Origin of the sequence: Methylobacterium ajmalii (assembly GCF_036448855.1) — a bacterium.
GTDB classification, from domain to species: Bacteria; Pseudomonadota; Alphaproteobacteria; order Rhizobiales; family Beijerinckiaceae; genus Methylobacterium; species Methylobacterium ajmalii.
Genome location: NZ_JAZFXT010000053.1, coordinates 41,622 through 53,636, shown reverse-complemented (window position 1 = coordinate 53,636; position 12,015 = coordinate 41,622). Strand labels below are relative to the sequence as shown.

General features: G+C 72.2%; 10 protein-coding genes. 7 read left to right on the top strand and 3 right to left on the bottom strand.

Going from position 1 to position 12,015, the window contains the following annotated elements; translation table 11 throughout:
- Positions 1-2 precede the first annotated feature (2 nt).
- A complete protein-coding gene (locus V3T34_RS21955) occupies positions 3-866 on the bottom strand; it encodes a S49 family peptidase (RefSeq protein WP_091887876.1) in 864 nt (287 codons plus the stop codon).
- Between the two features lie 284 nt (positions 867-1,150).
- Here V3T34_RS21955 and V3T34_RS21950 point away from each other — a divergent pair, with 284 nt between their 5' ends.
- Complete coding sequence (locus tag V3T34_RS21950) at positions 1,151-1,483, top strand: hypothetical protein (protein ID WP_244533715.1); 333 nt, start codon at positions 1,151-1,153, stop codon at positions 1,481-1,483.
- 595 nt (positions 1,484-2,078) lie between these two features.
- Positions 2,079-3,218: an HD domain-containing phosphohydrolase gene (locus tag V3T34_RS21945; RefSeq protein WP_060849921.1), complete on the top strand. Its 1,140-nt coding sequence runs from the start codon at positions 2,079-2,081 to the stop codon at positions 3,216-3,218.
- A gap of 4 nt (positions 3,219-3,222) precedes the next feature.
- Here the strand turns inward: V3T34_RS21945 and V3T34_RS21940 are convergent, their stop codons facing one another.
- Positions 3,223-4,149, bottom strand: a complete 927-nt coding sequence (locus V3T34_RS21940; RefSeq protein ID WP_060850837.1) for a LysR family transcriptional regulator — start codon at positions 4,147-4,149, stop codon at positions 3,223-3,225.
- Positions 4,150-4,334: 185 nt separating this feature from the next.
- Here V3T34_RS21940 and V3T34_RS21935 point away from each other — a divergent pair, with 185 nt between their 5' ends.
- The 3 genes from V3T34_RS21935 (at position 4,335) to V3T34_RS21925 (ending at position 7,427) form a co-directional block, all read left to right on the top strand.
- Positions 4,335-5,240, top strand: a complete 906-nt coding sequence (locus V3T34_RS21935) for an FIG domain-containing protein (protein WP_305077362.1) — start codon at positions 4,335-4,337, stop codon at positions 5,238-5,240.
- A gap of 5 nt (positions 5,241-5,245) precedes the next feature.
- On the top strand, positions 5,246-6,106 hold the full coding sequence (locus V3T34_RS21930) for a phosphoribulokinase (RefSeq protein WP_060849919.1): 861 nt from the start codon (positions 5,246-5,248) through the stop codon (positions 6,104-6,106).
- A gap of 103 nt (positions 6,107-6,209) precedes the next feature.
- Positions 6,210-7,427 carry a sensor histidine kinase gene (locus V3T34_RS21925; RefSeq protein WP_305077361.1) on the top strand — a complete coding sequence of 406 codons (1,218 nt, stop codon included), beginning with the start codon at positions 6,210-6,212 and terminating at the stop codon, positions 7,425-7,427.
- A gap of 110 nt (positions 7,428-7,537) precedes the next feature.
- Here the strand turns inward: V3T34_RS21925 and V3T34_RS21920 are convergent, their stop codons facing one another.
- Positions 7,538-9,070 (bottom strand): sensor histidine kinase, encoded by a 1,533-nt coding sequence (locus V3T34_RS21920; RefSeq protein WP_060849917.1) that lies wholly within the window; start codon positions 9,068-9,070, stop codon positions 7,538-7,540.
- Positions 9,071-9,317: 247 nt separating this feature from the next.
- Between V3T34_RS21920 and V3T34_RS21915 the strand changes: the two genes are divergently transcribed.
- The gene (locus tag V3T34_RS21915; protein ID WP_060849916.1) at positions 9,318-9,773 is read left to right on the top strand and encodes a (2Fe-2S)-binding protein; all 456 of its coding nucleotides are present in this window, start codon (positions 9,318-9,320) and stop codon (positions 9,771-9,773) included.
- A gap of 13 nt (positions 9,774-9,786) precedes the next feature.
- Positions 9,787-12,006: a xanthine dehydrogenase family protein molybdopterin-binding subunit gene (locus V3T34_RS21910; protein ID WP_305077360.1), complete on the top strand. Its 2,220-nt coding sequence runs from the start codon at positions 9,787-9,789 to the stop codon at positions 12,004-12,006.
- Positions 12,007-12,015 lie beyond the last annotated feature (9 nt).

Genomic DNA, 12,015 nt, shown 5'->3' with positions numbered 1-12,015 from the left:
CCCTAAAGCCCGTAGCGGGCGAAGGCCGCGCGCTCGTCCAGGGTGGCGAGCATGCCCTCGATCGCCGCGATTCCGACCGCGCCCGGCTCGCGCCGGCGCAGCAACCGAGAGAGCAGGCCGCCGCGGGCCTGCTCGACCACCGGCAACCGCACCGTGTCGCCGAAGCGGCTCCGCAGCACCGAGCGCACGTCGCCGTGGCCGTCGACGAGGCCGAGCGCCAGGCCCTGGCGCCCGGTCCAGACCGCACCGGAGAACAGCTCGTCGGGATCGCCCGACAGGGCCGGGCGGCGGCTGCGCACGAGCTCGGTGAACATCGCCTGCACGTCGGCTTGGATGATCTTGAGCCGGGCGACGTCGTCGGGGTTCTCGGGCCGGAAGGGGTCGAGCATCGCCTTGGCCTTGCCGGCGGTATGGACCCGGCGCTCGACGCCCAGGCGCTCGATCAGGCCGGTGAAGCCGAAACCCGCCGAGACCACACCGATCGAGCCGACGAGGGAGGCAGGATCGCAGAAGATCTCGTCGGCCGCGCAGGCGATCATGTAGCCGCCCGAGGCCGCGACGTCCTCGACGAAGGCCAGGACGGGCACCTCGGCCTCTGCGGCGAGCGCCCGGATGCGCCGGAAGATCAGGTGCGACTGCGCCGCCGAGCCGCCGGGCGAGTTGATCACGATCGCCACCGCCCGGATGCCCTTCATGCCGAAGGCCCGCTCGAGCGCCGGCGAGCAGGCGCCCAGGGACAGGCCGGCCCGCAGCGGCGAGACCGCCCCGATGGCGCCGCTCAGGCGCACCACCGGCACCACCGGATGGCGGCGCGCCCACCGCTCGGGCAGGAGGGCGCACAGGGCGTCGAAGGGCCGGAACGGCATGGGCGCAGGGATCTCCGAGGGGACGCCCGACAGGTACGCGGGCCGCCCCGTCCCGGCAAGCGAGGGCCGGTGCCGCAGGGGATGCGGGGCGTCCCGCCCGGTCCTCACGTTTGCGGGATGCGTCGATTGAAGCGGGGCCGTCGCGATCTAGTTGTTCGGTAAGCGCCCCTCGGTCGTCGGGCGGGCGTCCCGCCGCGGATCCGGCGGGCCTTCTCTGTCTCGTTGTCCAATTGCAGACGGGGCGCCGGCGACGAGCGTCGCGCCGCCCGAGGGAGACCGACATCATGCGCGCCCTACGATGGATCGGCCTGGTCCTGACCCTTCTGGTCGCCGGGATCGGGCTCGGCACCAGCCGCAGCTCCGCCGCCGCCCTGCCGACCGCCGGCGCCCTCGCAGCCGAGGCGGCCCCCGCCACGGCGCTGGTCGGCAAGGCGTACTACTACCGCCGCTACTACCGCTACCGCCCGTATCGCCGCTACTACGGCTACCGGCCCTACCGGCGCTACTATTACCGGCCGTACTACCGGCGCGCCTATCGCCCGTATTACCGCCGCTACTATCGTCCCTATTATCGGCCGCACTACCGCCGGATCTACGGTCCGCGCTTCTACTTCTAGAGAGCTTCACGATCGCGCAGCGATCGCGAAGCTCTCCCAGTATTTGTTTTGCCGCATTTTCTACGACGAGCCGGTACCCACTTCGTCGGAAAATGCTCCGACATCCGATCCACCGGCCGGGACGATCCCGGCCGGTAGGCTCGCCGTCGGGATCGAGCCGCATCACGGGCGGGCGACTCGCAGCAGAGCGACCCGGTCCGACAGACTCCGTACCGTGCCGCGGCACCCGCTGGCCGCCGACGCATGTCTTTCGGCGGCATGACGGTCCGGAAGATACGCCGCCGCCGCAGGATCATCACGAGACGAGATCCGCCCGCTTTCCCGGCGGAGTGCCGGCAGATCGTTCGATCGAGCCTCGCGTCGCTCGTCGGCATCATGGCTGCATTGTTCGTTCCGGATGCGCCGACGACAGAAATGCCGGCGTAACCGTGACGGCCAAATCCGATGCGCTCCGTTTACTCTCGGTTAAGTGGCCAAATCCAAGATGCCGCGCCAGGAAGATCGAATCCTGGTTTCGCACATGGGCAGCCGCGAGGGCTTCCCACGCCGCGGGGTCGGCCGAAGGTCGGACGCTGTGCGCCGCGGGAGAAGGCAGATGGACGTACTCGTCATCGACGACAGCCAGACGGTACTCCTGCGGCTGAAGCATCTCCTGGAGCACGACCAGCAGGTCTACGTCTCCGCCATCAACAACCCACTCTCGGCCCTCGACGAGGCGCGGATGCGCGCCTTCGACCTCGTCCTCGTCGACTACAACATGCCCGAGATGGACGGCATCGCGGTGATCCGCCACCTGCGGGCGATCGAGCACTACGCCCAGGTGCCGATCGTGATGATCACCAGCGAGGTCAACGACCGGACCCGGCTCGCCGCCCTGGACGCGGGGGCGACCGACTTCCTCGACAAGCGCATGGGCCGGGTCGAGATGAAGGTGCGGATGCGCAACGTCGTGCGCCTGGCCACCGCGGTGCGCCGGCTCGACGACCAGGCGTCGTGGCTCGCCGGCGAGGTCGAGAAGGCGGTGCGGGTCCTGCGCGAGCGGGAGGCCGAGATCATCTTCCGCCTGTCCCTCGCGGTCGAGTACCGCGACAACGACACCGGCGACCACACCTGGCGGGTCGCCCGCTACAGCCAGATCATGGCCGAGGCCCTGGGGCTCGACGCGGAATTGTGCCGGCGAGTCTACCTCGCGGCCCCGCTCCACGACGTCGGCAAGGTCGGCATCCCGGACGGCGTGCTGCTCAAGCCCGGCCGTCTCGACGCGGAGGAGTTCGCCCTGATCCGCACCCATGCGGAGATCGGCAAGCGCATCCTGGGCGGCAGCCACTGCGCCCTGATCGGGCTCGCGGCCGAGATCGCGGAATCCCACCACGAGCGCTGGGACGGCGGCGGCTATCCCCGCGGGCTGTCCGGCGAGGCGATCCCGCTCGCCGCCCGCATCGTCGCGGTGGCGGACGTGTTCGACGCGCTCACCACGGTGCGGCCCTACAAGGCGGCGATGCCGGCCTGCGAGGCGCGCGCCTGCATCGAGGCGGAGAGCGGCCGCCACTTCGATCCGGCCTGCGTCGCCGCCTTCCTGTCGCGCTGGGACGATATCCTCGCGGTCGGCGCCTCGGCGGCGGCGCGCCTGCGCGACCTGCCGGCCCTGACCGAACCCTGGGCCCGGGTTCCGGCCCTGCTGCGCGAGGTGCCCGCCGACCTCCCGCCGGAGCCGGTCCGGGGCGAGGCCGCCTGATCCGCTACCGGGCCGCGCCCGGCAGTTCCGGCAGCCAGGTGGCGCCCTCCTCCACCAGGAAGTCCCAGAAGGCCTGGCCGGCGGGGCTCAGCACCTTTTCGGCCCGCCGGACCGCGAACCAGTCGCGCCGGATCGGCAGGCCCTCGACGTCGAGGAGCACGAGGCGGCCGGCCGCCACCTCCATGGCCACCGTGTGGCCGGAGATCAGCGCGATCCCGAGGCCCGCCATCACGGTCTGCTTGATGGTCTCGTTCGAGCCGTTGTCGATGCCGATCGGCGCGCGCCGCACCAGCAGCCCGGCCATGAACTCCTCGAACACCGTGCGGGTGCCCGAGCCGTATTCCCGCACCAGGAACGGCTCCTCGGCCAATTCCTCGCGGGTCACGCCGCGGCGCGCCGCCAGGCGATGGCCGGGCGGGGCGATCACCACCAGGGGGTGGGGGCCGAAGGCCTCGGCGGCGATCGGGAAGTCCCGCGGCGGCCGGCCCATCAGCGCGAGGTCGACGCGGTAGTCGCGCAGGGTCTCGACGGTGGCGCCGCGATTGCCGACCACGAGGTCGATCTCAACCCCCGGATGGGCCCGGGCGAAGCCGCCGACGATGCTCGGCGCGAAGTATTTCGCGGTCGAGACCACGCCGAGGGAGACCTTGCCGCCGCGCCCGCCGCGCAGGGCCCGCAGCCGCTCGGCGCAGGTGTCGAGCACGGTGCCGATGCTGTCGGTGGCCCAGAGCAGCTCGCGGCCGGCATCGGTCGGCTTGAGCCCCGCATGGGTGCGGTCGAACAGGAGCAGGCCGATCTCGTCCTCGAGGCCCTTGATCCGCGCGGTCAGGGCGGCCGGGGTGACGTTCAGTTCCTGCGCCGCCCGCGTCATGGTGCCGAGCCGGGCGATCGCCGCCACGGCATGGAGCTGCTTGAGCGAGAGGTTGCGTATGCGGTCCTGCGCCATCCGCTCCTCGGCCGGCGATCGGTGGAAGGATCCGTTCGACATCGCGGCGGAGTTCCGCGCATCCCGTACTTCGGGACGGGGTGACGGCGCTACCCCCGGGCGCCTAAGCTGACGGCCAGCGGAGACGGATGACGCCCCCGAGAGGCACCGACAAGGCTCGGAGACAGGACATGCTTCTGAGCGCCCGCACCGAGGCGACGACGCCGCGCCGGCCGCCGGCCGTCGGCCCGGTGATCGCCGCCCTCGCGGCGGCCGCCGCGGCGACCGCCGGCGCCCTCGCGGACGCACTCCCGGGCAGCCCCGAGGGCATGGCCCGGCGCCTGTTCGCGGAGGCGCTGCGCGAGGCCGACGTCGCGGCGATCGCCTGGCCCGACCGGGAGGAGCCCGAGCCGCATCGGCGCGGCGCCGCCCTCGTCCTCGCGCTCGACCCCCTCGAAGGGGCCGACGACCTCGACGGCGGCATGCCGGCGGGCACGATCTTCTCGCTGCGCCCGGCCGGCGCCGACCCGGCTTGCGCCTTCCGGGCGCCCGGCCGCACGCAGGTGGCCGCGGGCTTCGTCACCTACGGGCCGCGCACCCTGCTGACCCTGACCGACGGTACCGCGACCACGTCCCGGATCCTCGACCCGCAGAGCGGCGCCTTCCGGCCGCCGGTCTCCCTGCGCGTCCGGGAGACGAGCCCCCGGGGCGGGCCCGACGCCACGCGCCGGAGCGACGAGGCACCGGTCGGCTGGACCTCGCTGATGGCCTCGCTCTCGGCGGGCGCGCAGCGGGTGCTGACCCATGGCGGGCTGCATCTGCGCCCGGCCGACATGGGCCACGACCGCGATGCCGGCGGCATACGCCTCGTCCACGCCGCCGCCCCGGTCGCCCTGGCGATCGAGGCGGCCGGCGGCACCGCCAGCGACGGGCGCGGCCGGGCGATCCTCGACCTCGCCACCGACGACCTGCAACGGCGGACGCCGCTGGCCGTCGGCTCGCCCCGGGAGGTGGCGAGCCTGCTGCGCCGGCTCGATGCCGACCGCGACGCCGGCGGTTCGCCGCTCTTCGCCCCCCGCGGCCTGCTGCGGGCCTGACCGGCGTGTCGGCCCTCCACCCCATCGTGTCGGTGACCGGCTCGTCCGGCTCCGGTACCACCTCGGTGCGCAACACCTTCGAGCAGATCTTCCGCCGCGAGGGCGTCGAGGCGGCCTTCATCGAGGGCGACGCCTTCCACGCCTTCGACCGCGCGCAGATGCGGGAGGCGATGGCCCGCGAGCCGACCCTGAGCCATTTCGGCGAGCGGGCGAACCTGCTCCCCGAGCTCGAGGCGGTCTTTCGCGAGTACGGCGCGACCGGCCGAGGCCGCACCCGGCACTACCTGCACGATGCCGAGGACGCCGCCCGCTTCGGGGGCGAGCCCGGCACCTTCACGCCCTGGGAGGAGTTCGCCGAAGGATCGGAGCTGCTGTTCTACGAGGGCCTGCACGGCGCCCTGGTCAGCGAGACGCTCGACATCGCCGCGCATGCCGACCTGAAGATCGGCGTGGTGCCGGTGATCAACCTCGAATGGATCCAGAAGCTCCACCGCGACAAGGCCGCCCGCGGCTACTCGACCGAGGCGGTGACCGACGTGATCCTGCGGCGGATGCCCGACTACGTCACCACCATCTGCCCGCAATTCACCAACACCGACATCAACTTCCAGCGTATCCCGACGGTCGACACCTCGAATCCCTTCATCGCCCGCTGGATCCCGACCGCCGACGAGTCGATGGTGGTGATCCGCTTCCGCGACCCCAAGGGCATCGACTTCCCCTACCTGATCTCGATGATCGCCGGCAGCTTCATGTCGCGGGCGAACTCGGTGGTGATTCCCGGCGGCAAGCTCGACCTGGCGATGCAGCTGATCCTCACACCGATGATCCTCAGGCTGGTGGAGCGCCGGCGCCGGCTCCTCTAACAACCAGACGGCTCGGCTTGTGCTCCGGGCAGGATGGCGTAAGAGTCCGGCCGTCCGACGTGCCTTGAGGGAAAGGCACCCCGAGTTGCGAGAGTCCCGGCGTATGGCGAATGACGGGTCGAACCGTGAGGCGCACGAAGCCGGAAGCGGCCGGGCGGAGCTTCCGTACCGGCTGCGGCAGCAGGCGCTGATGGGCGCCTTCGCCCGCATGGCGCTCCAGACCCGGGACCTCGACGCGCTGCTGAAGCGCGCCAGCGAGCTCTGCGCCGAGGGCCTCGCCTCCCCGTGCTGCCAGGTGCTGGAATACCGCGCCCGCGACCATGCCTTCGTCATCCGGGCCTGCACCGGCCTGCCGGCGGCCCTCGTCGGGACCGAGCTCTCGGCCGCCGACGAGGCGACGCCGGCGGCCTATGCCTACCGCACCGGGGCGGGCGTGCTCGCCAACGGCATTCCGGTCGGGGCAGGCGGGGCGCAGGGCGAGGCGCGCTTCCACCTGCCGGGAGCGCTCGCGCCCGCCGGCACCCGCCACGCGGTCAACGTGCCGATCGCGCTCGGCGACGAGAGCCGGCGCGCCTACGGCGTGCTCGAGGCCTGGGGGAGCGAGGGGCACGGCTTCGACCGCGCCGACCAGGAATTCCTCGCCGGCTTCGCCGGGCTGATCGGCATCGCGGTCGAGCGTCACCAGGGCGATGCGCGCCTGCGCGACGCCCTCGACCACCAGGTCGAGCTCACCCGGGAGATGAGCCACCGGGTCAAGAACAGCCTCGGCGTCGTGGCCGGCCTGCTGCGGCTCCAGGCCCGCGACGCCGGCACCGACGAGATCCGCCACGCCCTCGAGGATGCCGGGACCCGCATCGCCACCGTGGCGGAGGTGCACGACCATCTCTGGCGCGGCCTGCACCAGCTCGGCATGGTCGACCTCGCGGCGTTCCTGCGCGAGCTGGTGGCCAAGCTCCAGGGCGAGGCACCGGGCCACGCCCTGACCTGCGAGGCTCAGTCGAAGGTGATCAGCGCCGACCAGGCGATCCCGATCGGGCTCGTGGTGAGCGAGCTGGTGAGCAACGCGGTCAAGTACGCCTACCCGCGGGGGACCGGGCCGGTGCGGGTGAGCCTCGCCGTGCGGGAGGACGGGCTGCACCTGGCCGTGCGCGACGAGGGCGTCGGCCTGCCGCCGGGCTTCGACGTGTCGATGCGCCAGCCGTCCCTCGGCCTCAAGATCATCTGCAGCCTGATCCGCCAGCTCGACGGCCGGCTCGCCACCGATTCCGACGGGCCCGGGGCGCATTTCGTGCTCGACATCCCGCTGGCCCCGGCGGCCTGACGGATCCTGCCGGGCTCCCGCCGGAGCGTCGCCTCAGCGCGGCGCGGCACGCCCGGCAGCGTGGCTCGGACCTCCGATCGCAATTGTCCCAGGACGCCCGCGCCGAGGCGTCACGCCGCCCGCGACGACCGGGCCGGGGCGGCCGGCTCGGCCATGGCCGGCAGCGCGTCCATCACGCGGGCCGCCGGGAAGGTCACGATGACCTCGGTGCCCTCCCGCGGCTGCGACTTCAGCTGGAAGCCGCCGCCATGCAGGTCGACGAGGCCCTTGACGATCGGCAGGCCGAGGCCCGAACCCTGCTCGGCGGTCTTGATCGCCAGCGACCCGCGGCCGAAGGACGACATCACGGTCGGGATCTCGTCCTCGGGAATGCCCGGCCCGGTATCCTTCACGCTGACATACTGGCCGCCCGACGAGGTCCAGCCGACCTTGATCACGATCTCGCCGCCGGGCGGGGTGAACTTGATGGCGTTCGACAGGACGTTGAGGACGATCTGGCGCAACGCCCGCTCGTCGGCCCAGAGCCGCGGCAGCGACGGGTCGATCATCTCGCGGAAGGTCTGGTTCTTGGCCCGGGCCCGCAGCGCCATCATGTGCCGGCCCTCCTCCACCACGTAGGCGAGCTGCAGGGCCTCCTCGTTCAATTCGTAGCGTCCCGCCTCGATGCGCGAGAGGTCGAGGATCTCGTTGATGAGGTTGAGGAGGTGCAGGCCGCTGTCGTGGATGTCGGTCGAGTATTCCTTGTAGGAGGCGGCCGCGTGGGGGCCGAACACCTCGTTCTTCATCACCTCCGAGAAGCCCAGGATGGCGTTGAGCGGCGTGCGCAGCTCGTGGCTCATCGTGGCGAGGAAGCGCGACTTGGCGAGGTTGGCCTCTTCCGCCCGCCGCCGCGCCTCGTCGGAATTGGCCTTGGCCTGCTCCAGCTCGCCGAAGATCGCGTCCTTCTCGGCCCGCGACTGCAGCGCCGAGACGGTCGAGGCGTGCAGGTGGTTCGACAGGAACAGGAAGAACAGCTGCGCGCAGACCGCCATGCCGACCAGCAGGACGGTCTCGACCTCGCGCGACAGCGCCAGCAGGGTGGCGGTGGCGGCGCAGAGTGGCAGGAGCCCCGCATAGGCCGCGAGCGGCACCGTGGCGGCCAGCATCGTGGTGACGGCGGCGACGATGACCAGCACCACCATCACGTAGGTGCGGGCATTCGCGGCGTCGACCTGGAGCGGCACCAGCACCAGGAGCGCCCAGACGGCGCTCTGGGCGAGTTCGCCGACGATCACCCGGCGGCGCGAGATCCGGAGCGAGAGCCCGTCGGGATCCTGCCGCAGGAAGGAGCGCGACAGGACGGTGTTGACCGCGATCGCCGCGATCGCCGCCGCGCACCAGGCGCTGCTCAGGAGGATCGGGGCCCAGAACGCCGAGGCCGCCGCGACCAGGCACGCGAGCGTCACCAGGGGCAGGAAGGCGCCGCGCCGGTACTGGGCGTAGACGCGCAGCAACTCGTAGTCGAAGGCGCGCTCGAGCCCGATCGACGAGGTCAGCCGCTCGCGCGCGGAACGGACGTCGCGCGCGACCTTGCGCCGCCGGGCCGCCTCCTCCGCCGTCGGGCCGCGCCCGCGCTGGACCATTTGCGCCGTGATCTCGGACATTGAGCTCGGGTCGTGCCGCTCCCTCGCCGCCGCGGACCGCCGGCCGGTCCGGGAGAAGCTCACCGAAAATCGTTAAGGTCCCCCTGCCGAAACCCCGCGAAGACGAGCGAACGGACCGTCCCGCCCTGCCGCTGGGACACGCGAGGAGGGGTGCGCTGGCGCACATCGGCCCCGCTTGCCGGCAGTGCAGGAGCGGCCGACACAAGGCAGGCCTGGAACCATTCCAGCCTCTCGTCGGAAGCGCACGATGACGACACTCACCCTCAACGGCCGGACCTACGAGGTCGAGGCCGATCCCGAGATGCCGCTCCTCTGGGCGATCCGCGACCACCTCAACCTCACCGGCACGAAGTACGGCTGCGGCATCGCGCAGTGCGGCGCCTGCACGGTCCATCTCGACGGCCAGCCGGTGCGCGCGTGCCAGACCCGGCTCGGCGATGTCGGCGCGGCGAAGATCACCACCATCGAAGGGATCTCGGGCCCGGTGGCCGAGGCGGTCCGCACCGCCTGGCGCAAGCTCGACGTCGTGCAGTGCGGCTACTGCCAGTCCGGCCAGATGATGTCGGCGATCGGCCTCCTGTCGGACAACAAGGCGCCGTCCGACGCCGACATCGACGCCGCCATGGACGGCAACGTCTGCCGCTGCGGCACCTACCAGCGCATCCGCGCGGCGATCCACGACGCCGCCCGCTCCCTCGCCTGACCGGGACGCCGCCATGCTGAACTCTCGCATCAAGACGCGCCAAGTCCCCCTCCGGGAAGACGCCGTCACGTCCCGCCGCACCTTCCTGCGCGGCTCCGCCACCGCGGCCGGCGCCCTGGTGATCGGGCTCACCCTCGACCTCAAGGGCGCGCGCGCCGCGGGCGGCCCCGACCTGTCGAAGGCGCCGGCCAAGCCCAACGCCTTCGTGCGAATCGCCGCCGACGACACCGTGACGGTGGTGATCAAGCACCTCGACATGGGCCAGGGCAACACGACGGGCCTCGCCACCATCGTGGCGGAAGAGCTCGACGCCGACTGGGGGCAGATGCGCGCGGTCTTCGCCCCGGCCGATGCCAGCCTCTACAACAACCTCGCCTTCGGCCCGATCCAGGGCACCGGCGGCTCGACCGCGGTGGCGAATTCCTGGATCCAGCTGCGCAAGGCGGGCGCCGCCGCCCGCGCCATGCTGGTCGCGGCCGCCAGCGCCGAGTGGAAGGTGCCGGCCGGCGAGATCACGATCGAGAAGGGCGTGATGCGCCACAAGAGCGGCAAGGAGGGCCGGTTCGGCGCCTTCGCCGCCAAGGCCGCCGTGCAGCCGATCCCCGAGAACCCGGCGCTGAAGGATCCCGCCGCCTTCCGGCTGATCGGCACCACGCTGAAGCGGCTCGATTCCGACGCCAAGACCGATGGCAGCGCAAAGTATGCCCTCGACGTGCGCCGGCCGGGCCAGCTCACGGCGCTGGTCGCCCGCGCGCCGCGCTTCGGCGCGACGCTGAAATCGGTCGACGACACCGCCGCCAAGGCGGTGCCGGGCGTGGTCCAGGTCGTGCGCATCCCGAGCGGCGTCGCGGTCGTGGCGCGCGACACCTGGTCGGCGATGAAGGGCCGCGAGGCCCTGACGCTGACCTGGGACGATGCCGGCGCCGAGCGGCAATCGACGGAATCGCAAGCTGCCGCCTACAAGGCCCTGGCCGACAAGCCCGGCCTCGTCGCCTCGCAGCGCGGCGACGCCGCCGGCGCGATCAAGGGCGCCGCGAAGGTGCTGGAGGCGGAATTCTCCTTCCCCTACCTGGCGCACGCCCCGATGGAGCCCCTCAACGCCACGATCGAGCGGGCGGGCGACGGCTCCTACGACATCTATGCCGGCTCGCAGTTCCAGACGATCGAGCAGGCGGTGGCGGCGGGCATCCTCGGCACCACCGCCGACAAGGTGCGCATCACGACGCTCTGGGCCGGCGGCTCGTTCGGCCGGCGCGCCACGGCGTCCGCCGACTACATCGCCGAGGCCGCCGCGATCCTGAAGGCCACCGGGGAAAAAGCCCCGATCCACCTCGTCTGGACCCGCGAGGACGACATCACCGGCGGCTATTACCGCCCGGCCGCCTATCACCGCATCCGCGCCGGGCTCGACGCCAAGGGGGCGATCACGGGGTGGGAGCACCGCATCGTCGGCAAGTCGATCATCATCGGCACGCCGCTCGAGGCGATGATGGTCAAGGACGGGGTCGACGCCACCACGGTCGAAGGCGCCTCCGACACCCCCTACGCCCTGCCCGCCTACCGGTTCGAGGTCCATAACGCCCGCGAGGGCGTGCCGGTCCTGTGGTGGCGCTCGGTCGGGCACTCGCACACCGCGCAGGCGATGGAGGTGTTCGTCGACGAGCTGGCGCACGCCGCGGGCCAGGATCCGGTCGCCTACCGGCTCGGCCTCCTCAAACAGGCGCCGCGGCTCTCCGCCGCGCTGACCCTGGCGGCCGAGAAGGCGGGCTGGAGCGCTCGCGACCAGAAGCCGGGACGGGGCTACGGCGTCGCCGCACACGAATCCTTCGGCTCCTACGTGGCGATGGTGGCCGACGTGACGGCCGAGGCCGGCAAGGTGAAGGTCAACCGCATCGTCGCGGCGGTCGATGTCGGCGTGGCGGTGAACCCGGACGTCATCCGGGCCCAGGTCGAGGGCGCGGTCGGCTTCGCCCTGTCGTCGGTCCTGCGCAACCGCATCACCTTCAAGGACGGCGAGGTGCAGGAGAAGAACTTCGACGCCTACGAGCCGACCCGGATGAGCGAGATGCCGAAGGTCGAGGTCCACATCGTGCCCTCGGCCGCCGCGCCCACCGGCATCGGCGAGCCCGGCGTCCCGGTGCTGGCCCCGGCGATCGCGAACGCGGTCTTCGCCGCCACCGGCCAGCGCCTGCGCTCGCTGCCGCTCGACGTCGCGGGCCTCCGCGGCGTGTGATCGCGCACC